Source organism: Rhizobium sullae, from assembly GCF_025200715.1.
GTDB classification, from domain to species: domain Bacteria; phylum Pseudomonadota; class Alphaproteobacteria; order Rhizobiales; family Rhizobiaceae; genus Rhizobium; species Rhizobium sullae.
The window spans coordinates 1282714-1307694 of sequence record NZ_CP104143.1 but is presented as its reverse complement, the minus strand read 5'-3'; the positions used below and the strand labels follow the sequence as shown (position 1 = coordinate 1307694).

The 24981-nt window shown below is 58.5% G+C and carries 31 protein-coding genes and 1 tRNA gene; 14 read left to right on the top strand and 18 right to left on the bottom strand.

The genetic code is table 11. The annotated features are described in order from the left end of the window. The first annotated feature begins 34 nt into the window (after positions 1–34). From N2599_RS06585 to N2599_RS06575, 3 genes are read left to right on the top strand one after another with little or no spacing between them, the layout of a single operon-like run. Positions 35–514, top strand: coding sequence for a cupredoxin domain-containing protein (locus tag N2599_RS06585; protein ID WP_100773381.1), 480 nt, complete (start codon positions 35–37; stop codon positions 512–514). 22 nt (positions 515–536) lie between these two features. Beyond that, positions 537–824, top strand: coding sequence for a copper-binding protein (locus N2599_RS06580; RefSeq protein ID WP_027508957.1), 288 nt, complete (start codon positions 537–539; stop codon positions 822–824). Between the two features lie 57 nt (positions 825–881). Then, positions 882–1343, top strand: coding sequence for a DUF411 domain-containing protein (locus N2599_RS06575; RefSeq protein WP_027508956.1), 462 nt, complete (start codon positions 882–884; stop codon positions 1341–1343). Positions 1344–1377: 34 nt separating this feature from the next. Here N2599_RS06575 and N2599_RS06570 read toward each other — a convergent pair whose 3' ends face one another. The 3 genes from N2599_RS06570 to N2599_RS37795 form a co-directional block, all read right to left on the bottom strand. Beyond that, positions 1378–1506, bottom strand: a complete 129-nt coding sequence (locus tag N2599_RS06570; RefSeq protein ID WP_260308463.1) for a hypothetical protein — start codon at positions 1504–1506, stop codon at positions 1378–1380. A 340-nt stretch (positions 1507–1846) separates the two neighbouring features. Beyond that, entirely contained in the window at positions 1847–3613 is a 1767-nt protein-coding gene (locus tag N2599_RS06565; RefSeq protein WP_027508955.1) for an adenylate/guanylate cyclase domain-containing protein, read from the bottom strand. A 390-nt stretch (positions 3614–4003) separates the two neighbouring features. Continuing rightward, positions 4004–4186: a hypothetical protein gene (locus tag N2599_RS37795; RefSeq protein WP_375714136.1), complete on the bottom strand. Its 183-nt coding sequence runs from the start codon at positions 4184–4186 to the stop codon at positions 4004–4006. A gap of 519 nt (positions 4187–4705) precedes the next feature. Between N2599_RS37795 and N2599_RS06555 the strand changes: the two genes are divergently transcribed. Together N2599_RS06555 and N2599_RS37790 are read left to right on the top strand one after the other, a co-directional pair. Next, the gene (locus N2599_RS06555; protein ID WP_027508954.1) at positions 4706–4903 is read left to right on the top strand and encodes a hypothetical protein; all 198 of its coding nucleotides are present in this window, start codon (positions 4706–4708) and stop codon (positions 4901–4903) included. A gap of 295 nt (positions 4904–5198) precedes the next feature. After that, positions 5199–6218, top strand: a complete 1020-nt coding sequence (locus tag N2599_RS37790) for a GlxA family transcriptional regulator (RefSeq protein ID WP_027508953.1) — start codon at positions 5199–5201, stop codon at positions 6216–6218. Positions 6219–6234: 16 nt separating this feature from the next. Here the strand turns inward: N2599_RS37790 and N2599_RS06540 are convergent, their stop codons facing one another. The 7 genes from N2599_RS06540 to N2599_RS06510 all read right to left on the bottom strand — a co-directional run bounded on the left by N2599_RS06540 (position 6235) and on the right by N2599_RS06510 (position 15111). Then, entirely contained in the window at positions 6235–7566 is a 1332-nt protein-coding gene (locus N2599_RS06540) for a diguanylate cyclase (RefSeq protein WP_027508952.1), read from the bottom strand. A gap of 206 nt (positions 7567–7772) precedes the next feature. Then, positions 7773–8603, bottom strand: a complete 831-nt coding sequence (locus N2599_RS06535; RefSeq protein WP_027508951.1) for a response regulator — start codon at positions 8601–8603, stop codon at positions 7773–7775. Positions 8604–8770: 167 nt separating this feature from the next. Continuing rightward, on the bottom strand, positions 8771–9034 hold the full coding sequence (locus N2599_RS06530; RefSeq protein WP_027508950.1) for a hypothetical protein: 264 nt from the start codon (positions 9032–9034) through the stop codon (positions 8771–8773). Positions 9035–9156: 122 nt separating this feature from the next. Beyond that, positions 9157–11676 (bottom strand): mechanosensitive ion channel family protein, encoded by a 2520-nt coding sequence (locus N2599_RS06525; RefSeq protein WP_027508949.1) that lies wholly within the window; start codon positions 11674–11676, stop codon positions 9157–9159. Between the two features lie 88 nt (positions 11677–11764). Then, complete coding sequence (locus N2599_RS06520; protein ID WP_027508948.1) at positions 11765–12316, bottom strand: DUF924 family protein; 552 nt, start codon at positions 12314–12316, stop codon at positions 11765–11767. Positions 12317–12336: 20 nt separating this feature from the next. Next, complete coding sequence (locus N2599_RS06515) at positions 12337–13392, bottom strand: sensor histidine kinase (RefSeq protein ID WP_027508947.1); 1056 nt, start codon at positions 13390–13392, stop codon at positions 12337–12339. 273 nt (positions 13393–13665) lie between these two features. Continuing rightward, positions 13666–15111, bottom strand: a complete 1446-nt coding sequence (locus N2599_RS06510) for an MFS transporter (protein ID WP_027508946.1) — start codon at positions 15109–15111, stop codon at positions 13666–13668. Between the two features lie 239 nt (positions 15112–15350). Here N2599_RS06510 and N2599_RS06505 point away from each other — a divergent pair, with 239 nt between their 5' ends. The 4 genes from N2599_RS06505 to N2599_RS06490 all read left to right on the top strand — a co-directional run bounded on the left by N2599_RS06505 (position 15351) and on the right by N2599_RS06490 (position 17372). After that, complete coding sequence (locus N2599_RS06505) at positions 15351–15611, top strand: hypothetical protein (protein WP_027508945.1); 261 nt, start codon at positions 15351–15353, stop codon at positions 15609–15611. A gap of 109 nt (positions 15612–15720) precedes the next feature. Continuing rightward, positions 15721–16695: a DMT family transporter gene (locus N2599_RS06500; RefSeq protein WP_027508944.1), complete on the top strand. Its 975-nt coding sequence runs from the start codon at positions 15721–15723 to the stop codon at positions 16693–16695. 123 nt (positions 16696–16818) lie between these two features. Then, the gene (locus N2599_RS06495; RefSeq protein ID WP_037141266.1) at positions 16819–17052 is read left to right on the top strand and encodes a hypothetical protein; all 234 of its coding nucleotides are present in this window, start codon (positions 16819–16821) and stop codon (positions 17050–17052) included. 83 nt (positions 17053–17135) lie between these two features. After that, positions 17136–17372 (top strand): hypothetical protein, encoded by a 237-nt coding sequence (locus N2599_RS06490; protein ID WP_027508943.1) that lies wholly within the window; start codon positions 17136–17138, stop codon positions 17370–17372. Between the two features lie 6 nt (positions 17373–17378). On the opposite strand, the gene N2599_RS06485 is transcribed toward N2599_RS06490, so the two are convergent. Beyond that, positions 17379–17567, bottom strand: a complete 189-nt coding sequence (locus tag N2599_RS06485) for a hypothetical protein (RefSeq protein WP_027508942.1) — start codon at positions 17565–17567, stop codon at positions 17379–17381. A 259-nt stretch (positions 17568–17826) separates the two neighbouring features. Between N2599_RS06485 and N2599_RS06480 the strand changes: the two genes are divergently transcribed. Then, positions 17827–18231 (top strand): hypothetical protein, encoded by a 405-nt coding sequence (locus tag N2599_RS06480; protein WP_027508941.1) that lies wholly within the window; start codon positions 17827–17829, stop codon positions 18229–18231. A gap of 50 nt (positions 18232–18281) precedes the next feature. Here the strand turns inward: N2599_RS06480 and N2599_RS06475 are convergent, their stop codons facing one another. After that, positions 18282–18440, bottom strand: a complete 159-nt coding sequence (locus N2599_RS06475) for a hypothetical protein (protein ID WP_027508940.1) — start codon at positions 18438–18440, stop codon at positions 18282–18284. A gap of 338 nt (positions 18441–18778) precedes the next feature. On the opposite strand from N2599_RS06475, the gene N2599_RS06470 reads away from it, so the two are divergent. Beyond that, complete coding sequence (locus tag N2599_RS06470) at positions 18779–19021, top strand: hypothetical protein (protein WP_027508939.1); 243 nt, start codon at positions 18779–18781, stop codon at positions 19019–19021. A 38-nt stretch (positions 19022–19059) separates the two neighbouring features. Here N2599_RS06470 and N2599_RS06465 read toward each other — a convergent pair whose 3' ends face one another. Further along, positions 19060–19203: a DUF1515 family protein gene (locus tag N2599_RS06465; protein WP_244564549.1), complete on the bottom strand. Its 144-nt coding sequence runs from the start codon at positions 19201–19203 to the stop codon at positions 19060–19062. 150 nt (positions 19204–19353) lie between these two features. On the opposite strand from N2599_RS06465, the gene N2599_RS06460 reads away from it, so the two are divergent. Then, on the top strand, positions 19354–19884 hold the full coding sequence (locus N2599_RS06460) for a c-type cytochrome (protein WP_027508938.1): 531 nt from the start codon (positions 19354–19356) through the stop codon (positions 19882–19884). Positions 19885–20778: 894 nt separating this feature from the next. Here the strand turns inward: N2599_RS06460 and N2599_RS06455 are convergent. Continuing rightward, on the bottom strand, positions 20779–20940 hold the full coding sequence (locus N2599_RS06455) for a hypothetical protein (RefSeq protein WP_156915230.1): 162 nt from the start codon (positions 20938–20940) through the stop codon (positions 20779–20781). A 93-nt stretch (positions 20941–21033) separates the two neighbouring features. Here N2599_RS06455 and N2599_RS06450 point away from each other — a divergent pair, with 93 nt between their 5' ends. Together N2599_RS06450 and N2599_RS06445 are read left to right on the top strand one after the other, a co-directional pair. After that, on the top strand, positions 21034–21189 hold the full coding sequence (locus N2599_RS06450) for a hypothetical protein (RefSeq protein WP_156915229.1): 156 nt from the start codon (positions 21034–21036) through the stop codon (positions 21187–21189). Positions 21190–21631: 442 nt separating this feature from the next. Beyond that, positions 21632–21943: a hypothetical protein gene (locus N2599_RS06445; RefSeq protein WP_027508935.1), complete on the top strand. Its 312-nt coding sequence runs from the start codon at positions 21632–21634 to the stop codon at positions 21941–21943. A gap of 877 nt (positions 21944–22820) precedes the next feature. Here the strand turns inward: N2599_RS06445 and N2599_RS06440 are convergent. The 4 genes from N2599_RS06440 to N2599_RS06425 all read right to left on the bottom strand — a co-directional run bounded on the left by N2599_RS06440 (position 22821) and on the right by N2599_RS06425 (position 24927). Then, entirely contained in the window at positions 22821–22958 is a 138-nt protein-coding gene (locus N2599_RS06440; RefSeq protein ID WP_156915228.1) for a hypothetical protein, read from the bottom strand. Continuing rightward, entirely contained in the window at positions 22955–23515 is a 561-nt protein-coding gene (locus N2599_RS06435; protein WP_027508934.1) for a DUF1643 domain-containing protein, read from the bottom strand. The genes N2599_RS06440 and N2599_RS06435 overlap by 4 nt, the downstream gene beginning before the upstream one ends. Positions 23516–23810: 295 nt before the next feature. Then, a tRNA-Lys gene (locus N2599_RS06430) sits at positions 23811–23886 on the bottom strand. A 126-nt stretch (positions 23887–24012) separates the two neighbouring features. Further along, a complete protein-coding gene (locus tag N2599_RS06425) occupies positions 24013–24927 on the bottom strand; it encodes a PhzF family protein (protein ID WP_027508933.1) in 915 nt (304 codons plus the stop codon). Positions 24928–24981 lie beyond the last annotated feature (54 nt).

The following is a 24981-nucleotide window of genomic DNA, read 5'->3' as shown; positions in this document are numbered from 1 at the left end:
GCTCCATCTTCCACATCAAGAAAAGGATTTACCCATGAAGAACTTTGTATTGGCACTGGCGCTGGCCGCCCTTGCAACCCCAGCCTTGGCTGCCGGCAATCATGCCGGCGGCCACGCTGAGAAAATGGCCATCGGCGAACCTGGCGATAAAGCCAAGGCCACGCAGACGATCCGCGTCACGATGAAGGAAACCGACGACGGCAAGATGCTATTCACCCCCGCCGTCTTCAACGTCCGCAAGGGGCAGACGGTCAAGATCGCGATCAAGAATGCCGGGACGGTCGACCACGAGTTCGTGCTCGATCAGGAAGACAAGATCCTTGAGCACAAGGCGGTCATGGAGAAGTTCCCGGAGATGGAACACGACGATCCGAATTCGATCCGACTTCCGGCCGGCCAATCCGGCGAGATCGTCTGGAAGTTCACCACCGACGGGCAGTTCAAGTTCGCCTGCCTGATCCCCGGCCACTACGAGGCTGGCATGCATGGCGACGTCACCGTCGCCGGGAAATAATCGAAACCAAGGAGACACAGAGATGAAAACCGCAATGATCAAGATCGGCGTAGCCGCCCTGCTTTCGGCCAGCGCAGCCTTCGGTGCGTTCGCCCAGGAATTCACCAAGGGTGTCGTCAACAAGGTCGACACCAAGACCAACAAGGTCACCATCAAGCATGAGGACCTGAAGAGCCTCGACATGCCTGCGATGACGATGGTCTTCCGCGTCGAAGACCCGGCTCTGCTCGAAAGGCTCAAGGAAGGTTCGAACATCGAGTTCGTTGCCGAACGCGTGAATGGCAAGCTGACCGTCACCGAGGTAAAGTAAGCCAGCCTCCCGCCGCCCGGAGGCATCCGGGCGGCGGGACATCGAGGAGTGGAGACGATGCACAGGAGAAGCTTCATCGCGATGGCGGCATCCGCCCTAGTGTTCCTTGGGGGAAGGGCCCATGCCACTGTCCCGGCCGAGATGACCGTCTATAAGGATCCGAACTGCGGCTGCTGCCATGAATGGTCGAAGGCGATGGCGGCGGCAGGATTTTCCGTCGACGCCCGCGACACCGGCGACCTTGCCGCTGTCAAGGCGCGACTGCACGTGCCCGCCGAATTGGAGGGATGCCACACCGCCGTCATCGAGGAATACTACCTTGAGGGACACGTGCCGCTCGAGGCCGTCCAGCGCCTGTTGCGGGAGCGGCCACCCGTTCGAGGGCTGGCCGTGCCGGGCATGCCGTCTGGCTCGTTGGGAATGGGCGACGACCCGGAGGCGTCCTATGACGTTTATGCGATCCCGTCGGAGACCGGCGCACCATACGTGTTCATGGAGATCCGTCCCCGAAAAGGCTGACGCCGCGATCGATCAAGCCGTGCCGTACTGCCGCTCAGGAAACTGGAGCGCTGCAGAGCGCTGCCCAGAGATCGTGCTTCCAGTCGGCTCCCGCCTGCGCCGAAACGTCGACTGCATAGTCGGTGGAATTGATCCGCACCATGGCGGGCGAAACGCAGCGCACCTCGCCTCGTGTCTTCCTCCGTCCCGATAGAGCACTGTAAGGCAGTCCCCTTTTCGCAAGCTATCAATCTTGCCTATGTTCGCACTCTTTGCCCTCTACCTGCCTAGAACCTCAGATAATCAAACCAGCCCCACCGCGAGCTCCCTCCCGCGAAGCGGGTTCGCGCATGGGCCCGAAAGGCGACCTCGGCGGCGGACAAGTCTCGGGCTATTGCAAAGCTCCTACTGATCGCCGCCCTGCAATTCTTCTGTCATGGGCAAAGATGATCCGAGACATCGCCCTCAGATTTCACAGAACTGGCATCCGGTGGCAGTTGCTGCATAATTGCGTTTAACTGCAGTCAATGTTCGGGCAGTCCTGCCTTCCGCAAGCCCTCGGCCATTTGATCGGCCCATTTCGGTACGGCTCGAAACACGGGCCGAGTCAGATAGCGCTGGATCGTAAAGTCCGGTTCGGCTGCCAAGAGTTTCTTCGCGGCCCATCGAGCGGTGTCCTGGTCGCCTGCCATTGACGACCACGCAGTCATCATCCGATAAGGCCAGGTGACCTCTGGATGTTTGTTGACTACCTCCCGGGCGATGGAGACTGCCTCTGAAAGGGAGCCTGCCAGAGCTAATGCGAGAGCGAAGCCCATTCTCATGTTGAAGGCAAGCGGGTCCGCCGGACTGAGCGTCATCGCCCGCTCGAACCGCTCCTTAGCGCGATCAGGCTCGCCCTTGTAGCTTGCAACCCATCCAAACCTCGCCCATGCCCAGGCATTGTTCGGATCGAGCGCCAGCGCTCTTTCAAGGTAAGCCGAAGCACGCTCCTGATCGCCGCAGTGGCTCAACGCTCCACCTACGGCTGTCAGGGCAGCCGGATCATCGTCGATGGAGCGCGCCGCAGCCTCGGTGGCCCTAAGGGCGCGTTCCAAGTCCCGCTCCGGCTCTTCGGTCCAGATATAGCCGAGGTTCTGCGCATGGCACCATGCGAGAAATGCATGGGCTCGGCCGTAAGCAGAGTCGATCGCGATGGCATCCTCAAGTAGCGGTATCGCCCGCCTGACAGCATCTTTGTTGTGACCCCAGAGGTGTGGGTAGGCACGCATGACGAGGTCATAGGCGCGCAGACTGCTAGGCGGCTTACGCTTCGACACCTCGATTTCCGCGCTGCGGATGGCTGGATGGATTGCGCCCGCGACCTGCGCCGCGATCCTGTCCTGAAACTCAAAGATGTCGTGGGTCGCGCCCTCATAACGCTCGGACCAAAGCTGGGTCCGCATCTCGGCGTCGACCAGTTGTACAGAGATGCGCAGCCGATCCCCTCCCCGGCGAACGGTCCCTTCGACCACGTAAGTGACTCCAAGTTCCCTGCCAACGTCACGCACGTCGACGAAACGTCCCTTGTACGTGAACGCGGACTGGCGGGCGATCACAAAGAAGTCCCGAACACGGGAAAGGGCGGCGGTGATTTCCTCCACGACGCCGTCCACAAAGTACCCATCGCTCTGACCGCTGAGGTTGTCGAAGGGCATGATCACGATCGACGGCTGGTCCCTGCCAAAGCGGGTCGCAAGAGATGGCCCTGACCCCGCGTCACGGCCCTCGGGCGTCTCTTGCCGCCAGTCGACCCGAAAGGCAGAAATTGGCCTGGGGATGTTCTTCAAGGCCCGATCGCCAAGGCTGGTCAGCGTGAACGGCACCTTGCCATCGAGATGTTCGCGTACCGACCCGGATATGCAGATGCCTGATGGGGCCGCCATCTCCTGCAAGCGCGCCGCGATGTTGACGCCATCGCCTAGCAGATCGTCACCTGACACAACCACGTCACCCAGATTGACGCCGATGCGAAATTCCAAACGGCGATCCAGTGGGAGGTCTTCCGAGAGGCTGAGAACGCGACGCTGGATTTCAACCGCGCACCGGACCGCCTGAACTGCACTTGGGAACTCCGCGACAAGGCCGTCGCCTGCGCTGCCGAAGATACGACCGCCATGCTCGCGCACTAACTCGGCGATCCGACTATGGCACAAGTTAAGTGCACGAACCGTGCTCTCCTCGTCAATCGCCGTGAGGCGGCTGAAGCCGGCCACATCGGTGGAAAGGATGGCTGCAAGCTTTCGATCCACAGCGGTGACCGCTCCTGCGGCGTACAATATCGTTGGGTGGATGTGCGCGCATTCAATTGCGCGACTTTACATCTGACCAACGTCAAAATCCACAGGCCGTCCTTCCTGTTTGAGTAGTTCAAGAACTTCGAATCTTTGCGTCAGGATTGCTGATTCCGATGAAGCCGCCCCTCTGTTCCGAGATGATTGCGCCCCCGGATTCGGGGATGATCTCGTCCCCTTGAGGCTGCGGTTCTGCTGGCATTAATTGTTGTCAGTTCATTCGCGTCACGAGGCTTTCTCGGTCGCGTCGGAAGAACAGCGCTCCCGTAGTGAGCCGGCATCCCGGCATAGCTGCGATTGACCTGCAGATCAAAGAGGCAAGTCTTGATCACGGCGACCTTGGCATTGTCAGGCACAAGCAATGCTGCAGCCCCGCGAAAGCCCGGCAATCTCCGCACGGCGCAGCGTCTCACGCACCGTCGACGGCGCCGCACCAACGCGCACCGCAATCGACTTGTGGCCAAGACAGTCCTTAAATCGGTATCTTAAAATCTCGCGGACACGCCGCATCTTGAGTCTCTCCGCTGGCATCGCGTTCTTTCCTCTCAGCGCAATCGAAGGACGAACGTCTCACCAGCAGAACACCCCGACAAACAGCCCAATCAGGGGCGGAATGATTTCGGAACAAGGGGGCGGTTAATTCTCGGAATTGGGGGGCGGCATCATTTCGGAATGCGAGGGCGGATTGCCTCGGAATCTGCAGTCAGGATTTTTCATGTTAGCCAACGATCTGTTCGTCGTATTCTCAAACTAGGCCTTGCGGTAGCCCTGACCCGACGCGGAACTTGGACGGTTGTTTTATTGTGGCCTGCCCAAAAGAACCGACTCACCTGCGTCAATATTTCACTGGGTTGCATCAGTATCGTTTGGCCTCTGCGTCACGTTTTTCAGTCTGCGACAAGTGGTTCATCACTGCCGAAGCGACATGCTAACCGTCCTAAAGACGTTCAATAAATCTGATCGTATCCATAAAATCTATTCGTTTGTTTGATGAATGACCAAGGAGCATATTAAGCACCAAGCGCAAACCGCGTGAGAAAGGAAACGGCGATGACTACGATCGGTTACCGGGATGGCAAGAGTTCATCCTCCGACGCACATTTTGATGTAGCAAGCGTTGCCCGCAGGCTCGTACATTCCTGGCACCAGTGGCAGAACGCGCGGGAAATCGAATCCATGCCTTTCGACATCCGCAAAGATATTGGCTGGCCGTCTGCAGACGACGCGGATGAACGCAAGGTAATGTAATGAATGCGACATACCTCCCCGCTTGAAGGCGGCGCCCAGCCCACCGGCGGCGCCGCCTTCATCGTTTCAGCCTACAAAAATTTAATCTTGAATTTCAGACGCATATATTTCGCAAATAAGCCGGTGGCGCAACTTTTGCAGGCTGGCTTCGTCATTTGACAATGGTCTAATTCGTCAATGTCGCAAAATAGCTCTTCACGGCCGCATTTTTCCATGCGAATGTCGCTTTTGAGACATCGGAACGGCGCATTCCACGCAACGAATAGGCAATCGCCCTCGAGCATGGATTTTTCTCATGAACAAGATGCTGACCAAGAAGCGTTCTCTCGTGTTCTTCATGGTTCCCCAGTTCACCATGCTGCCCTTTTCGGCGGCGATCGACACGCTGCGCATCGCAAACCGCATGCTCGGCTACGCGGCTTACACTTGGCGGCTGACCTCGGTCGACGGCAACAAAGTTTATTCCTCCTGCGGCATCGGCGTCGAGGCGAATTCCTCCCTCGCTGAAGAGCGCCGGCATCTCAGCGGCGAGAACCGGCCAAGCATGGTGCTCGTCTGTTCGGGCATTGATGTCGAGGATTTCAACAACAAGTCCGTCAATGCCTGGCTTCGCGAATCCTACAACCGCGGCGTTGCCGTCGGAAGCCTCTGTACGGGCGCGCATGTGCTTGCTCAGGCAGGGCTCCTGAACGGCAAGCGCTGCGCGATCCACTGGGAAAACCTGCCGGGCTTTTCCGAAGCCTTCCCGCAGGCGGAGGTCTATGCCGACCTCTACGAAGTGGACAGCAATCTCTACACCTGCGCCGGCGGCACCGCTTCGCTCGACATGATGCTGAACCTGATCGGACAGGATTTCGGCGAGGCGCTCGTCAACCGGGTTTGCGAGCAGCACCTGACAGATCGCGTCCGCAGCCCGCACGACCGTCAGCGCCTACCGCTGCGCGCCCGCCTCGGCGTCCAGAACGCCAAGGTCCTGTCGATCATCGAACTGATGGAAGGCAATCTCGCCGAACCTCTGTCGCTGCTTGAGATCGCCGACGGCGCCGGCCTGTCCCGCCGCCAGATCGAGCGGCTTTTTCGTCAGGAAATGGGCCGGTCCCCTGCCCGCTACTATCTGGAGATCAGGCTTGACCGCGCCCGCCACCTGCTGGTGCAGTCTTCGATGCCGGTCGTCGAAGTCGCGGTCGCTTGCGGCTTCGTCTCCGCGTCGCATTTCTCGAAGTGTTATCGCGAACTCTACAACCGTTCGCCGCAGCAGGAGCGCGCAGAGCGCAAGCTGACCATGGCAACGGCCCGCCAGGCGATCGCAGCGTAACGAAGATGGCGGCGTTTTACTGCGCCGCTTCTTCCGTCATCCTGGCGTCGGAATAGACCTGATTGCGGCCCTTGTGCTTGGCCATATAGAGAAACTGGTCTGCGGCGTTGAGATAATTTTCGAAGGTCTCGTATCCCGAGATTTCAGCAACGCCGATCGAGATGGTGACCGACAGTTCCTCATCGTCGGCAGCCACCTTCAGCCGTGAAATATCCGAGCGGACTTCGTCGCAGAGCTTCGTTGCCGCAGCGGAATCCATCATCGGGAAAAGGATGGCGAACTCCTCGCCACCGAGGCGTGAGAGCAGGTTGTCGCTGCCCTCGAAGATGACGGCAAGCCGATTGGCAACCGCCTTCAGCACCTCGTCGCCGATCTCGTGGCCATAGGTGTCGTTTAGCCGCTTGAAATGATCGATATCGAGGATGGCGACCGAACTCAGCGATTTCTGCCTCAGGCACTCGTTCACGACCTTAGGCCCGTAATCGTAGAAATAGCGGCGGTTGTGGAGACCCGTCAGGTAGTCGCACGCCGCTGCCGCCCGCAGCTGCTTCATCTGCGTCAGCGTCTCGACATTGTTGGCAATGCGGCACTGAAGCTCCTCGGCCACGAACGGCCTGTAGACGAAATCGCTGGCCCCGGCCTTCAGGAAGCTCGCAGACAGCAAACGGTCATTGGAAGACGAGATACCGATGACCCGCATCCGGTCGGAACCGAAGCGATGGCGGATGCGGCGCGTTAACTCATAGCCAGTCATATCCGGCATATGGTGGTCCGTCACCACGAGCTCGATATCGCCGTAGGCCTCAAGCGCCGCAAGCGCCTCCAGCCCCGACGTCGCCTCGACGACCATATATTGCTGCGCCTTCAGCAGATCGACGAGCACCTGGCGCGCGGACGGAACGTCATCGGCGACGAGGACGCGCATCTTGCGATTCAGTATCGCCCGCCGAACGGTCGCGACCAGATTGTCGAGCGCGAATTCATTGTCCTTCAGGACATAATCGATGACGTTGCGCTCCAGTATCCGGTTGCGCGTCGCGATATCGAAGGTCGCGGTGAAGACGATCGCGGGGATGTTGTGCTCGATCGTGCAGTCGAGCGCCTCGCCATAGGGCGAATCCGGCAAATTCAGGTCGACGACCGCCATGGTGTAGCCCTGATCATCTTGCGCCAGCGCGTCCTGCAGTGCCTTCAGCGAAGAACATGATTTGACGTTGAGACCGAGTTCGGTCTGGAACCGGTGGCAGAGCACTGCGGAAAACATCCGCGAATCTTCAATCAGAAGTATTTTCTGGCCGCCGAAGCGCGGACCTGAGCCATCCCGATTGAAATCCGCCTGAAACGCCATGCAGCCGCCTACCCTCTCCAGTGCACGGATGACCCGAGTCGGCCTTCCTTGCAGCGGTGCCGACGATAGTCGAGAGTCCGTGAAGGTTGAAGGTGCAGAACGGTCGCGCAGTAACCTGCAATTGTAAAAATTCGAAATGTCGTAACAACTGCCAAGGCGCCCTGGATCATCCGGGAGCTCTCCTTTCGCCGTGTTCGACCTCCGAATCAGGCAACGGCCCGCTCCCTCTTCATCGTCTGGATCTGGAGAAGCGTGTCGAGGTTCTGGTTGACGCGGCAGTAGAACTCCTCGTCTATGAACGGACGCAGCATGAAATCGTTGCCGCCCGCCTTGAGGAAGCGCGCCGAAAGCAGCCGATTGGACGAGGACGAAACGCCGATGATGCGCAGCTGATGCGAGCCGATATTGGCCCGGATGCGCCGCGTCAGCTCGAAGCCGTCGATATCGGGCATATTGTAATCGGTGACCATCAGGCCGATGTCGCGATTGGCCCTCAGGATCTCGAGCGCCTTGGCGCCGCTCTCGGCAACGCTGACGCGGAAGTTATAGCGCTTCAGGCGGCTGGAGAGCAGCGCGCGCGCCGTGGCGCTGTCGTCGACGATCAGCACGTGATGGCGCTTATTGGTGAGGAAGCGGCAGATCGCTTCCGCGAGCAGATCGACTGCGAAGATGTTATCCTTGAGGATGTAGTCGACGATATCCTTCGACATCAGTTCGTCGCGCAGGCCCTCATGGAAGGTGCCAGTGAAGACGATGGTCGGAATGCTGAGATCGACCAGATATTCCAGCGCCTCGCCCTTTTCAGCGCCGGGCAGATTGATGTTCGATATCGCCAGCATGATCGGCTCGGAAGACTTGTCGTAGGCGAGCTGCAGGTCATCGAAATTGCGGCAGATCTCGACGTCGATATCGAAAAGCTCTTTTAACCGCTTGCTGATCATCGACGTAAAGACATTGGAATCTTCCGCGAGAATAATACGCGCACGAGCAAACATCTCTCCGGAATACTGCATTCCCGAAATGCCTAAAAATGACATAGCAAACCTTTTAGTGGAAAATTCTGTCCCCGGTCGAAACCGATACATGAATTGATTTGAGTAAGTATTAATCGACATAGCGTGAAACCAAGTCAGTCCGCGAGGCGGGCTGCGATTCGTCGATTTATGCTTAAGAGACTATGCGCGAAGTGCTGTGCGGCGTGTGCCTACTTGAAGACCGCCGAGCCTTTGACGATCTCGATGGTCTCGCCGCCGCCAAGGCCGATGCGGTCGCCGTCCGGCGTCGTCATGAAGCAGCCTGTGGCGCAAAGCGTCTCCGACACACCAGCATCGACGACGACTTCGACGCGTTTGCCGCCTTCGGTGACGATAACGATGACTGGTGCGGGATCGGTGTTGGTGATTGTCGCCGCATATGCGCCCCCGGCGGCGAAAAGCGAAAGAAACAGAACCGTGGCAAATCTTGCCATTCAGTGCGGCGCAGCGATGCGCCCTCCCCTGGAGCGTCTCGGCGCTGCTGCCCCCAGCAGCGAAATCCCGATTGCCCAGGCGTTATAAGCGAAAGCCTCTGAACGATCCCTGAATAAAATCCTTAGAGTTTGCGATTGCCATCGGCCGTCTTGCCGCGCAAATGGCGCACCGCTCCGTCGTCGGTATCGTCATCAGGCTGTTCGTCTACTGTTATCGCGGAAGGTTCTGGCGCCGGAGCAACGACGTCGTCGCGGTGAAAAATGACATCGCTCTGCGGCAATGGGATTTCGATTCCTTCCTCCTTGAAGCGCTTGAGGATGGCGACACGCAGGTTGTTACGCACCTTCATGCCCTCGCCCATGTCCGCCAGCATGAAGCGCAGTTCGAAATCCAGCGAATAGACGCCGAAACGCAGGAACTCGACATGCGGCTCCGGATTGCGCAGCACGAACGGCGCCTCGTTGACCAGTTCCAGCAGGATATCCATGACCTTCTGCGGATCGGCGTCGTAGCTGACGGAAACCGGGATCTCCGAACGGCCGACCTTGTTGCGATGCGTCCAGTTGCCAACGGCAGCATTGATGAGTTCGGAGTTCGGCACGATGATCGACTGCTTGCGGAAAGTCTCTATCTCCGTCGCACGCACAGAGATACGTGTCACGATGCCTTCAGCCGTTCCCGATACCACGTGGTCGCCGACCTTGAAGGGCCGTTCCACGAGCAGGATCAGACCCGACACGAAGTTCGAGACGATGTTCTGCAGGCCAAAACCGATACCGACCGAAAGCGCCGAAGCGACAAGCGCAAGGTTCGAAAGATCGATGCCTGCCGCCGAGACGCCGAAGATCGCTGCGACGGCAACACCCAGATAGCCGATGCCGGTCTTCACGGAATTGCGCACGCCCAGGTCGACATGGCTTCGCGCCATGACGTTGGTGTCGAGCCAACGCTGAACCCAGCGGGTCAGGAAATAGCCGCCAGCGAAAAGCAGGATACCGGTAAAGATGCCGAGCAGCGAAATGTTGATGCCGCCGAGGCGGACCTCCGTAAAAAGACGGTAGGCGATCAGCTGAAGATCCTGGATATGGAAGCCCCAGAGCAGCAGGATCAGCGGAATGCCGGTCAAGAGCGCGACGGCATAGATCGCAAGGCCCACTGCGAGACCGACCTGGTCGATCGCCACCGGCCCCATGTCGAAGCGGTTCCTTAGGAAGCGACCGATGAAGGTGTCGCCGAAACTCTCCTGCTTGGAAATCGCCTTGCCCGAGAGTAGTCCGATATAGGTCGTCACGACGATCGCGCCGGTGATGATGAGCTGCGTGGCGACGAAGCGTGCAAGACCGACATAGCCGGTCAGTGCCGTGACGATGAGGCCGATGCCGAGAAGGCGCAGGATGATGGCCATGCCGCGCGGCCAGTGGCGGCCCGGTGCATCGGGATCGCCGTCGCGTGCCAGCATTGGACGACCAAAGGAGGCCGCAATCAGGATGAGGCCGATGATCAGCGCCGCAATAAAGCTTCTGACGACAGTCAGAACCAGTGGCGAGCCCATCGCTTCGCTGATGCTGCCGAACAGATAGTCGAGCGCATTGACGATCGCCATCGCCAGCAGGCATGCGCCAATCGATTGCGCGCCGCGGTTCGAAAGACGTACGAGACGCCATTGCGGCTCGCCCGGAGCAAAGACGGCATTGCTGAAGCGCCCGACGAAATAGATAAGTCCGATTGCCGCGAAAAGCGCGCCGATGACCGGCGCGATGTCCGGCCTCAGCACATTGAAACTGTTGAGGAAAATATATGATGTCACCAGCACTGCGGCAAGCGCAAAGGTGCGGATCAGCGTCGACCAGAAGGCGATCGAGAGCCGGCTGATATAGGAGGGATTCTCGATGCCATCGTCCCGCGTCAGGTAGCGGCCGAACATCCGGTAGCCACCTGAAAGCATGACCAGGCCTGTCGCGAGCGACATGAAGATCGCGGCGAACATCGGGAACCGCTTGAACTTCCATACGAAACTCAGCCAGCTCGACAGCGCCTCCCGGAACTCGCCAACCTCCGCGACAAAGGCGGTGGCCGCATCGTCGAACACGGATACCGAAACCTCGGTGCGCCTCAGCAAAGTTTCAGCAAAAAGCCGCCGGCGGGTCTCGGCAACTTCGTTCATCAGCTGGTTGACGGCCACCGAGAGGTTTTCCGCATCGCCGGTGACGGCATTGACCTGCGCACGTTCGGCCGTCAGCGCGTTTCGCTCGTCGGTGACGATCTGCGCTTCCGGCGGTTGCCCTTCCTTCGGCGGGTCGCCGAGCTCGGTGAGACGGTGCTTGATCTGGTCGAAACGGGGTCGGAGTTTGACGGAGGTCGCGAGTATGTGGCGTCCCAGTTCATCCACCTGCGTGGAAAGGCCAACGAGGGCGTCGTCGTTGTCGGCGCTCTGCTTTACGCTGTCTTGAAGCGATGTGAGTTTCGCCTTGGCCTTTTCGATATCCTTGACCGCTTGATCGAGCCCCGAATCCGCAAGGGGAGCCGGCGCCTGCGCCTGCGGTTGCTCCTGCGCAGCGGCAAAGCCGCCATGCAGGCTGGCAGCCGATACCGCAAGCATCAGGTAAAGAAACGTCCGGAGCAGAATGATTGTCAGCCGCAAAATGTCCCCGCAAGGATTCGCTTCATCAATGAGGCCTGCTTCTTATCGCAAAGAAAGGCGACAGAAAGGCGGAAGTTGCTTTCGCCGCTCAGAAACCGGCGTCGGGCCGGGCGAGATATTCCAGTTCATCGACGGTCGAGTCTCTTCCGATGATGGCGTTGCGGTGCGGAAACCGGCCATAGGCAGCGATCACGTCGCGATGGTGGATGGCATAATCGAGATACTCTGCATCGCCGAGCGCCTGAAATAGCATCACCGACCGCTCCTGCTCCGCCATATCCTCGGCATGCTCGAAAGGCAGGTAGAAGAACGTCCGGCATTCCTCGCCAACGAGCAAGTCGGCACCGGCATCGATCGCCAATTTCGCCTCGCGAAGCGCCAATCCGTCCGTCGCAAACGCAAGCGGCGTATTCCGGTAGATATTCCGCGGAAACTGATCGAGCACAACGACCGCGGCGAGCCGGTTCTCAGGGCTTGCATGCCAGGCGCCGATCACGCCGCCCGCCAGCGCCAGGTGCGTATCCCGGAAACGGTCCCGAATTTCCTCATCGAGTGACAGCGACGTCTCGAACCACTGCTCACGGCTGCATTCCTCAAACCAGAAGGAATACACCTCCTCAGGCGTGCATATCTTGGCCACCGCTTCCTCCCCTGCGCCGATCAGTCGACGGAAAAGACCAGTATGGCCCGCGTGCCGTGATGCGCCGGGTCATAGGTCAGCTCCGCTTTGAGGCTGGCCGCCATCGCGGTCAATATCTTCGTGCCGAGGCCGGTCCCCTTCGCGGGGCCGGAATGGTCGAAGCCGGCACCGTCGTCCTCCACGGCGAGACGAAACTGATCGCCCACCTGTTCGACGATGACCCTGACCTCGCCCTGCACGCCTTCGCTATAGGCGTATTTGAAGGCGTTGGTGACAAGTTCGCTGACGATGAGGCCGAGCGTGACCACCTTATCCGTCGGCAGATTGACGGGCTGTGCGGCCAGCACGACGCGGTGCGGCCGCTTGTCGTCGCGGATGGAAGCCTCGAGCTCGTTCAGAAGGTTCTCGAGATATTCGTCGACTTGAACCGTGCCGATCTGGCGGTTGGTGTAAAGGCGCCGGTGAACGCTCGCTATGGCATTGATGCGCATCTGCGTTTCATACAGCGCGTCGATCGCCACCCGGTCCGTTGTCATCGACGACTGCATGCGGATCAGCGCACCGACAAGGCCGAGACTGTTCGCGATACGGTGATTGACCTCGGCGAGCAACATCTCGGCGCGGTCCCGCTGCTGGCGGATCACCTCCTGCGCATCAGCCGTCTCGCGCCGGAAACGCGCGCGATCCAGCGCTTGCTCCAGCGTCGCCGCCAGCAGATCGAAAAAGTCGGGGGAGTTGCTTTTGAGAACATGGCCGCCTGCGCCGGCCTTCAACGCAGCGACGGCAATGCCGTTATCGCCGGAAACGGTCGCATAGATCACCGGGGGGTGATCCGGCAAGGCGATCAATTGCGGCAGAATATCGAGTCCGCTTTCCGCTCTCAGGACATGGTCTAGCACGACCGCATCGATATTGCCTTCAGCGATACGCCTCAACGCGGTGGCACCGTCTCGCGCCCATTCCACCTCGAAACCATGGCGGGCAAGATTCTCTTGCATCCGCATTGCAAACGTCTCGTCATTATCGATGGCGAGGATGCGGATTTCGGGCTCCGCACTGTTCGCATGTTCACGCATTTCGCCTCCGGACTCGGCCAAGTTGCCACGCAACTGTCCGGCGGCCGGATCGTCTGCATTCGAATGTCGTAGTGCATCGGCCATTGCGCGTAAACGGCGGCAAAGCCTCCGTCCCCCTGCAAGCCTTCAATCGAAGGAAGTTCGTATCTGAAATCATGCCGGCAATATGACCCTACCCGCTGAAGACATTGCGGGACGAAAATACGCTACGAACGCTGAAAGATGCGCAAACCCGAAACTCAACGCAGCCGGATCGAAATGGTTCCATCACATTCACTTTTTTTGGAAGCGCTTGTGCTTGGAGACTTCCGCGCCGGCGTCTGCGGGCAGACTGAAAAAGCGCAAGGACGATATGATGCCCATAAGGCCGACCGCCAGAAAGGCCCAGCGGAAATCGACGAGCGCAGGCTCCGGCGCTGAACGAAGCGCGGTTGAGACATTGAGCAGCGCCGCTGCAACAGCAACTCCGAGCAGCATGGCGGCCTGCTGGAGCATGCTGGACAATGTCGAGGCGGAGCTGCGCTGCGCCGGGCTGATATCGGCGAAGGCAAGCGTGTTCAGGGCGGTGAATTCCATCGAGCGCGAAAGACCGGCCGCAAGCAGGATCGCGTAGATTACCGCCAGGGGCGTAACCGGCGTGAAAAAGCCGCACGCCATGATGCACAATGCCGCGATCAGCCCGTTCACGCAAAGAACATTGCGGAATCCGAACCGGGCAAGCAGCGGCGTCGTCACCGCTTTCATGCCGAGGTTACCGAGAAAATAGACGAGCAGATATGTGCCGGCGGCAATCGAGCTCAAGCCGAAACCGAGCTGGAACAGCAGCGGCAGCAAAAAAGGCGTGGCGTTGATCGCGACCCGGCAGGCCGTGCCCGCCGAGAGCGTCGACATCGCGAAGGTCTGGACTTTGAAGGCCGAGAGATCGAGTAGCGGATTTTCCACCTTCAGGAAATGCCGGGCGGCCATGACGGAAAGCACGATGCCTGCGGCAAGAATTGCAAAGACGGGAAGCAGGCTGCCCTCCCACTTCACGGAGAGTTCGAGCGCGGCAAGCATGAATGTCATGCCGGCGCCGCTCAGAATAAAGCCCAGCATGTCGAGACGGCCCGGGTTCTCCTCGCGCTGCTCCGGTACGAAGCGCAGCACGAGCGCCATGCCGAGAAGGCCGATCGGAATATTGATCAAGAAATTCCAGTGCCAGCTTGCATAGGTCGTGATGAAGCCGCCGAGCACCGGCCCGATGACTGGTGCCGTCAGCGCTGGCCAGGTGATAAGCGCGATCGCATTCACCAGCTCGGATTTCGGCGCGCTCTTCAGGACGATGATGCGTCCGACCGGCGTCATCAGCGCGCTTCCCGCACCCTGGATCGCACGCGCGGCGATGAATTCCGCAAGGCTGCCGGAAAGTCCGCAGAAAAGCGAAGCGCCGGTAAAGACCCCAATCGACGCCAGAAACACCCGCCTTGCGCCAAAGCGGTCACCGAGCCAGCCGGAAAGCGGGATGAAAGCCGACATCGTCAGCATGTAGACGGTGATGCCGATGCTCATCGAGACCGGCTGCACGCCAAAGCTCGCCGCCATCTGCGGTAGCGATGTCGCGACGATCGTGCCGTCGAGAATCTGCATAAAGAACGATACGGCAACGACCAGCGCCACGATCTTCGCCTGACCTCCGCTTGGCGCTTCGCTCGTTTTTTCACTCGTCTGTACTGTCGTCATCGATATGCCGTTGCGCATTGCAGGAGGAGATTCATATCGCCGCTGGGAACCGGGCAGGCAGGAGTCGGTACCCTGAATACGCCCCTTGCGCCGCCGGGAAAAGTTAAAAGGTCCAAGCCGCTTGCAATTTCCGGTTTTCCACGATCCGGTGCGCATCAACGGCACAAATTGGCTTCACAAGCGTTTTACGGTGATAGGCGGCAGTTTTCGCCACCGGAATTTCGATCGAGGGCATTTCGATGACGCCGGAAGACCGACGCGCTGTTTTCAGCCACCGCAGGATTGCAGCCATAGTCAAGGGAATAACGCGGGAAGACGGAACCGACATACCAATCACCGGCAAGTCGCTTGGCGAGGCAATTCTCTTCGTCTCCGAGGAGGCGGCAACCGATGCGTCGAACGTGCATATCATCTACGGTGAACACGGTTCGCTAAGCTACACGGATTGCCTCAGCATCTACCGTGAATATGGCGCAGAGCTTCGTAGCGAACGGATGTAGACAGCCGGATGGGTTGCCCATTCGCATGGCAGCTATTCGCAACCGCATCTGCTCGCCGTAGGGATTTTTTCGTATTCGGGGATAACCTCCTCAAGTTCGATTCGAGAACATGTCCCCCATTCATTCGCCGGTCCGCGGTGTCCTCCTCGCTTTCGCGGCCTACGCCGTCTTCGCTTTCAGCGATGCCTCCATCAAGATCCTTCACGGCGCGATCCCTTCTTATCAGGTTGGCTTCATCGGCGCCGTCTTCGGGCTGGTTGTCCTGCCGGTCGTCAAAACGCGGGACGATTCCTGGCTCGATGTTGCCAGGACGTCGAACCGCACCCTTTGGGCGCTTCGCTTCGTCTGTGGAGCGATCGGCGCGATCGCCTCGATCATCACCTTCACGAAGCTGCCGATGGCGGAGGCTTTCTGTCTCCTCTTCCTGCTGCCCTCCTTCGTGACGATCCTCTCGGTCATCTTCCTCAAGGAGGATGTTCGCTGGCAGCGCTGGACGGCCGTAATCGTCGGCTTCATCGGCGTGCTGATCGTGTTGAGGCCGGGCTTTCGCGAACTGTCCATCGGCCATCTAGCCGCCGCCATCGGCGGCTTGAGCGCGGCCATCTCCATCGTCATCCTGCGGGCGATGGGACCGGCCGAAAAGCGTATTTCGCTTTATGGCGCGGGGCTCATCGGAACACTGACCGTCAGCGGCCTGTTGATGCTTTCCGACATTGCTACTCCCACGCCGCGCGAGTGGCTCTTCATGGCGACCTATGGCATTCTCGGGGCGATCGGCAATGTGCTTCTCATGACGGCGGCCCGATTCGCGCCCGCAAACCTTGTCGCACCGCCCCAGTACAGCCAGATGATCTGGGCAATCGCCTTCGGCTATCTCATCTTCGATGACACGATCGATCTCCCGATGGCCGCCGGCATCGTGCTGATCATCTGCTCGGGCCTGTTGACCCTTGCCCGCGAGCGCAAGCGCGGCACGCCGCTTCCGGCCGCTGTCGTCTCGGTGGACAATCAGGCTCCCGTTTCTGCAACGGCAGAGCTTGCGGAAGCCGGCTTCGAGGGCGTGGAACGTCGAATTGCGGAATAGGGCCCGCGATCGTCATAGTCCGGCCCTCGCTCGCTGCTATTCGAAAGCCGGAACAGTTTTTTCGCTCCGTCGGCACGGGAACAATCCGGAGAGGCGCTTGTTCCTGACAAAAGAGGGAGTTTCATGATTGATAAAAGCAACGGCCGTGGCGAGCCGTCCACCCCGCTATCACCTGTGGAAGAAGAAAAGCGCCTGCTGGCAGAGGAGCGCCGGAGCTGGCTGATTTGGACCTTCGGGATTGCCGGAGCGATCGCCGTTGTCATCGTCATCGGCAGCATAGCCATTTCACCCGGCCCTGATCAGGCTACGACCGGATCTACCAAACCCCCGCCGCAGGTTGAAGCGCCGGCACCCTGATCGAGTGAATGCCGGTCGACAGCATTCCGGCTTTCATGCGCGGTCTTTCGGCTGTATGACGCGACGACAACGAAAGGAAGCCGATGGCCGCGCGAGACCGTTTTTCGAAGAAGCTAACCTGCCCGCAATGCGGCAATACCGGTTTTGCCGAGGCCTCGGAGGACGATCACCATTCGCGCAAGCATCCCGCATTTCGTGTCGATCAGCTGCCAAAAGGCTTCTTCGAGCAAAAAAACTCGAACTTTCAGGAAACCTATATCATTCGCTGCGAATGCAGCCGCAAGTTTCCGTTCCGCGCACTGACAGAGAAGACCACCTGAAACGGATCAGGCGAGACCCAGCGGAACTTCTGCGACCTTGCGGCCCGGACCATAATCGCGCTCGTGCGAGGAACGATCGCGCTCATTACGGCGGGCGCTGAAATCGATGCGGTTCGATTCGAAAATGCCGTCGGGATAGGTTCCGGTGTCATCGGTTTCGACTTCGGATTTGGCGGTAACGATTTTAAAGATCATGGGCTCCTCCAGTTCGCCGCCTTAACGGCTGACGGCGCGCTTCCGTTCCTTCATACGCGCGAGATAGTTAAAAATTAACCATACTCGACAGGCGGAAGATTGAATCTGCGGACGCCCGGTAACCCGACGCAGAGCACGGCACCGCAAGAATCGATCGAAGTCATTTCTTGCGATTGCAACAGAGTTACTTTCGTTTCCGGCATTCTCGTCATTGCAAAGAAGTGGTATCCTCGCTTTGGCAAAAAAGAGGGGGAATCTCATGCCACGCTTAGCAGAACTCTACTTCAAGACCGCAGTCGTCTTCTTCATTGTCGGGATAGCCATCGGTTTGAACATGGCCATTTCCCATGATCATTCTGTTATCGGCGCCCACGCCCACTGTAATCTCTTGGGCTGGGTCAGCATGGCGATCTTTGGAGGGTATCACGCGCTGAACCCGAAAAAGGCCGAACGCCGTATCGCGCTGATCCAGTATTACATCTACACGGCGGGCCTGACGGTGTTGGTCCCTGCGCTCTACCTGATGCTGCGGGGGAACGCGGCCATGGAGCCGGTCGTGGCCGTTTCGTCGCTGATCATCTTCGCCGGCGCGTTGCTTTTCGCCTTCATTATCTTCTCACCCAAGGAACCGGCAATCACGCCTTCAGCCGCGCCGCTTCGGTAAGATCAATGCCGATAGGCAAGCGAGGGACGGCCACCGCCCCTCGCCCAGACCTATCTCTTTTTCGAGCCAGCAGACAGCATGCGATGCGACGCGTCGTCCATCGCGCGGCTCGCTTCCTGGCCGTCACGCTTCAGGCCCCAGGCCGTATTTCCGCAAGACGAAAGCAGCAGCGCCGAGAGGCAGGCAAAAACGAACGCGGATTTCGGCATCGATTTCCCCCAATAGGAATTGACAACGTCCTGAACATGTTACGCCGCGCAATAAAATCAATACCGTACTGGAAGCGCGTGACGGCTTCTGCCGGCTGCGCGGTCTCTGCCTTGGTCAATTACGAGCGTGAGAAGATCCGTATGACAAGTGGATGCCTGAAAAACGGGTCGCCGTAAAACTCTGGCGTGCGCGCCCGGGGTCTGTCATCGCTGACGAGAACGGCGTGATTGCCTTAAGGGGCGGCTAAGCGTACTGTTGTTTATCGGCCCGATAATTCAACCGGGTGCCCGGGCCGATTGAGAGACGATCTGCTCTTGCCTGAAACAGGAGAGCTGTCATGTCTCGTTTCGAATTGTGTTCCTTTACCGATGATGACATCGAACTCGTAACGTCTGCAGTCGGGCGTTGGTCAGACAGGAATCATGTCGATGTCAAAAGCGAACACGGCCAGGCCGCGCTAACGCAGGCCATCGCCCTCGTCAACTCCGGGATGAGGTTGCCAGAGGACATCGTGGCGCGGCTCGATGAGGTTTGCGCGCCGCCCGCCCCCGAGTACCCCAAGTCTCTTTTCGGCGAGTAGACGCTAGTGGCGACGAGGTAGCCCTTCGTTGAATGGCGCTAGCGTCCTAGAATGATTGCTTCAATCCGCCGAAGCGCATCGGCAAGGCTTACGCCCATCGCCATATCGCCGTTTCCGATGACGGCAAGCGCTCCAATCCCCATCAGCTTCCAACGCTGAACATCATCGGTGACCTTTCGCATTTCCGGAAGATCCTCCTGAATGGCCGTGACGCTGCCTAAAATAGCGGACCACTTCGGCGCAATCGATAATTCCAAATGGCTAATATATAGAGCAGGTTCGCCGTGATATTCACTTCGTTTCCAGTTGTGAATTAAGTCACGGAGGGGAAGATGTTTCGATGGAGCTCCCGGTTCGCATTTTTAGCCGTCTCTGCATTGGGTCTGCAGCCGTCCATGGTACCGGCTGCCGACGATACGAAGATTGCGCGCGGCGAATATCTCGTCACGATCGGCGGCTGCAACGACTGTCACACACCGGGATATTTCTTCGGAAAACCGGACAGCTCGCGATTTCTGGGCGGCTCGGATGTCGGTTTTGAAATCCCGGGGAAAGGCGTTTTCGTTGGCAGCAACATAACGCCTGATAAGGAGACCGGCATCGGCAGCTGGACCATGGAGCAGATCGTGACTGCGATTCAGACCGGGCAACGGCCCGACGGTCGCGCCCTGGCGCCGATCATGCCGTGGCATGCATTCGCGCGGCTCACCGAAGACGACGTGACATCGATTGCAGCATTCCTTCAAAACCTGAAACCGGTAAGCCACCAGGTACCTGGTCCTTTCAAGCCAGGTGAGAAGGTTTCAACCTTTATGTTCCGGATCTTGCCGCCGGGTGAAACCGCAGCCGCCGCGCCAAACTAGGAGGTAACGGATGCCGCGAGAAGGTGACGGTGGCGTTCCCAAGCCTTGAGTGCATTGGCGGAAGATAGACCGATTCAGACAGCCGCGCCGTACGTGCGCTACTGCTGCGTCGAAGGTTGCAACGAATGGGGTGGTCATGGCTTCTCGGCGACACCAGGCGTGGAGCCGCGGTGGTGGCCGCCGTGGAAGATATACTATTGCAGAGACTAAATCGATGCCTCCAGAACTGCCCCACACCACCGGTCACCACAAGAATTCCAATAAGTGCTTAGGTCACTGTTTTATTAAAAAGGGCCTGATGAGAAAGTCCCACACTAAAAATGAGATAATCGGAGAGAGAAAAGCGAAATAAATGAACTGATCGCCGATCGCCTGTAGCCCGAAAGGAAACAAAAAAATCAACAGAGGGTTTATGATGGCGAGCGGTATGAGGATGTCGGAATATTTCAATTGCCCTCTCCCTCATCAATCGAACGTAGACTCCGGCTGACGTCGAAATCTATGTTCATTACCATACGCTCCTTCGAGCTACCTGTGGTTTCCCCCGCTACTAATTCCCCTCCACTATCGGAAGAAGGAGCGCCGCCATAGTCACCCATTGCGGTATAGCCACTGCCGACAGCTGCACCGATCCGGCCACCCCAGCCACTGTTTTCAGAACCACTATTAGACGAACCATCAATAAAACTAAAGATTGAAATTTTATCATATTATAGATCATCGATAGTAGCATCTATGAAAATTGCCGGTGTAGTCAACGCTAAAAGCGCATCCATAAATGAAAAAACAACCCTCGGATGAAACATAGCATCGTTTTCCTGTTTCAATGGTGGGGCCATCGAGTGGCTCGACATCAGGGAAACTCCCGCTAAGGACGTCGCCTCCTTTGTTCGGTCAACCGACGAACATGCCCGCCGCGTCAGCACGTGCACGCCGTTTTCCGTCGAGATTGCCGGCCTTGGGCTGGCTGATGACGAGCGCAGGAGAAAGCTGGTGCTGAAGGCGATGCGAAGCCTCATGCTCAATCCAGTTATTGAGCGTCAGCCTAGCTGGCATCCATCCTCACATTCCATAACCAGAAGCTTCGTAATCTCCAAAGCGCAAAGTAGCACCTGCCGTCACGATCAATCGCATCTAAGGTATTTGCTGATGGACCGCTTGAATGGCCAAGCGTCCCAAATCTCGTTCCCCGACTCCGAGACGATCCGCCTCTTCGTGGCCGTCCTCGCCGTCTCCGCGATCCAGATCAGCCAGCGCTGCCACTCGATCCGATGCCTGATCGCATCGAGCGGACGGCAAGGCTGAGGCAGGCATGTCACACGAAACCTTTTGGGTTCCGTGCGCACGGGATCGAGGGCTTTACCCATGTGGAAGAGAACCACGATCCGCGTCACATTATGGTCAATCTAGCCCTTGTCTTTTCGGCATTGCGGCGATTTTGAAGGTGTTGCTCTGACGCAGGGCGTCGGCCTTTCGGTCGGCGCCTTTCATATTCCGCCAAATCCCACGCTGAACCGTATAGAAGGCAAAGAGCCGGCTTGCCCACTTCTCACCCTCGAATGAAGGCTGCCCCGAACGGGCGAGCGCAATCTATTCCCCATCTATTTTAGATCAAACCGCCCCACGGCTTGCGGAGAAGTCGAATAACCGGGGCGACAATGTGCAAAGCCAATCCTGTTGTTGAACTGCACTTGCGACTCATGGGCGTTCATTATCAATTGCTCATGCAACCAGCAAAGGAACGGCTATGGCACGCTACATTGCAGTTTACGATATCGCCGACCCCTATCGAGATCCGCACGCCGCGTTTATCGCTCAAGCGGAGAAACTTGGATGGTCGACTTGGGTATGGGCGCTTACCGCAAAGAAATGGTATAAGCTACCCAACACCACCCTGATCGGCGACTTCCAAGATCGCGACGCGGCACAAGCAGCATTCAACGCCGCAGCAAAGGCCGCCAGAGCTGAAAAGGGTGAGCTTACGGTTGAGAAGTATTTTATCGCCGACTGGGACTCAGCCACATTTGACTCTGATGTCAAAGCCGACCCCGCGAAATGATCGCTCGTTCGGTGCGCTTAGACATAGGTGACTTTTGTCATCACCCCGGAAGCCGTGCGTTGTAAGGCCTCCGAGGTGGTTTCCTTCACCGTTCGTCACCGGCCTTTTCAAAGGTAAGGCGATAGACGCCGCCGATCTCGAACTGCTCAATGGCAGCCGGATTCGTGGCGGTCATGGAAAGCTCGCCCTGCGGCGTATACTTCGACCAGTCGCCATTGCCTTCCGGCGGGCCCTGCAGATAGCCGGCGAAGTACGCTCATGCGTCTTCTCCTTATTTGCCGGAACCCGCCAGCGCGGATGGATGTTGATTTTTCCGCCCTCGAATGAGGAAGAAAAATAAACATCGGGAGCTGCGGAGCCTGAACAAATGGGGCTGCTTCGCGTTTAGCCGTGGCGCTGTTGCGTAAGGGCGCCATACCGTTGCCTGAGGCAGGGCATCATGTCTTCCGACATCTACATCCCATACGACCGCCGAGCAGAACTCGACGGCACATGGACGGTTTTCGATGTCGTCACCGGCTACCCCGCAATGCTCGGGTGCAAGCAGCTCACCGAGCTGACTGAGAAGAACGCGGCAGAACTAACAGACATGCTCAACCGGATCCCGGTGCGCGATAGATGGCGGCTCCCCAGACAGGCGACTCAGGGACTACCACCACGTACACACGGCGTTGATCTCGGTCCGAATAGCCCGGGGTCGGCTCCACAGCCGAAGCCAGGGCTATAATGTGTCAGGAAGTTCACCCGGGCAGAGCCTCAAACCTTCATCCCGCACCTGGGTTGGTTCACTCCGCTTGAACTTTAGCAAATCTCTTGCGTTTTACAGCGAACGCCGCGCCCGGATTTCCCGGTGGTTGATATTTTGTTTGACTCCCAATCACTTGCCGAAAGGATCATCTTCGATCTCGTGCATCATTCCTCGAGCATGGCTTTGCGCGGCCGCACGGCGTCGATAGACCGGCATCAACTTGATGCCGAGACCGTCGAGCGGTGTGTCGAGTTTCCCTTTGCTCATTTGCCGGCTGCCCTCCACATGATTGCTTTCTGATCTGCCGGGATACGATGCTTCCCCCGCGCCATCGGATGCTTAGGAGCTCCGCTCGACGTCACGCCCCAGCACCACAAGTCAGGATACGGCCCTTCCCCGGACTGGATTTCATCGGCAACATGATCCGCAAAGTCTATGTCCCAGGCTATCGCGCCCCAGCAGACAAACACTTTGGCTGCGGCTTTGGCCTTGGCAACAACATGAGGGAGATTGACGAAATAGAGATCGTCTCTGACGTCACATGCGCCATGCTCGATGGTTGCGACGATACGGCGGCACTCCGAAGGGTCTGAGGTGGAGAATGGATAGAGGTTGACGGCGTCATATCCGCCGAATCCGAACTCGCGGAACCATCTATTCCACCAGAGAGAGGTGTTGTCCTCTACGAGCTTTCCTGCCCTCGACGGATTGTGGCCGATGACACAAGCCTGCGGGCCTTCTCCCCAGCGCCTGGTCAGCGTCAGCCGGTTCGGGCCGTAGAACTCGGCATCGCGATGCATCGCGAAGCCGAAGAGGTCAGTCATTCGCTCTCCTTCGGCCGGTAGGCACGCTTCAAGTGATGCCAGCAGTAATTATCGTCGGCGGTGGCCTGAGCACAAAGGATGAAGGGACCGCCTTGGTTACGGGAGGGAGGTCACGCTGCGCAGTCTGACGCGTGATGCGATGAAGCTCATGGAGAGCCGCTGGAGCGAGATTGAACCCGCTGCTTTCCGGAACAGGAACGGAACGTGAATTGGAAACCGTTTCCAATTTGTTGGAAACCAGTGGTTCGTACTTTCCGGAGTACTTCAAGATTTCCCAATGACTTCAAGAGGTTTTTGGTGGGTGATGTAGGGCTCGAACCTACGACCCGCTGATTAAGAGTCAGCTGCTCTACCAACTGAGCTAATCACCCGTTCGCGCTTGGCTGCGCGGTGTGACGGGGCGTATAAACAGGATCGCTGGTCTTGTCCAGCGCCCTGCCGAAAATTCTTTGATTTAATTTCGAAGAATTTTTCGCACGGCTGAAATGGGAATGAAATCAAAGGTCGAGCGTACCCGTGGCGATGCGCACCGCCTGCCCGCCGATCCGGGCATTGGAGATGGTCCCGGCTTCGACATCGACATGCAGGTGAACGAAGGACGGCCGGCCCATCTCCACGCCCTGTTCGACCGTGATCGGATGATGGCCGTCCGGCAGCCGGTCGAAATGATGGATCGCGCCTGAAAGAGCTGCGACAGCCGCGCCGGTCGCCGGATCCTCGGTTATTCCCATGTCGCTTGCAAACATACGCGCGTGGAACTGCGCCGAATGGTTCATGCCGGCGCGGCAATAGACATAGGCCGAGGCCAGCGAACCGTCGACGAATGGCACGGTCTTCTCCCATAGCTGCGGATCGAACTCGAGCCGCGTTGCAGCCCCAACATCGTGGACCGGCACCAGCAGGAAAGGAACGCCGGCGCTCCAGATCGAGGGCACGTGATTTTCAAAACCGATCTCCGTCACCTTAAGCGACAGCGCATTGGCGATGCCCAGCTTATCCAGCGGCATGCTGATCTGCTGCGATTTCTTCGGTAGATCGAATTCGGCAAAACTCGCCTCGCCCCGCCGCAGCCGAACCGCGCAGCGCACCGGCCCGACATTTTCCTCCAGCACCGAGACGAGATCGAGCGTCATGTCTCGGCCATGCGCGTCTTCGGCAAGCGCAATCGCCGCGCCGACGGTCGGGTGGCCGGCGAAGGGCAGTTCGCGGCCCGGCGTGAAAATCCTGAGCTTGGCTGTGTAGGCCGGATTTGCGGAGGGACGTACGAAGACGGTCTCCGAGAGGTTCATCTCTCGGGCGATCGCCTGCATCGCATCGTCGCTCAGATCGTCGCCGTCGAAGATGATGGCCAGCGGATTTCCGGCGAGTTTGCGGTCGGTGAACACGTCATAGACGCTGTAGCTACGCGCCACGTCGGTCTCCTTAATCGGTCATCGAACCTGCAACCTGCCCGACCGGCGAAACGA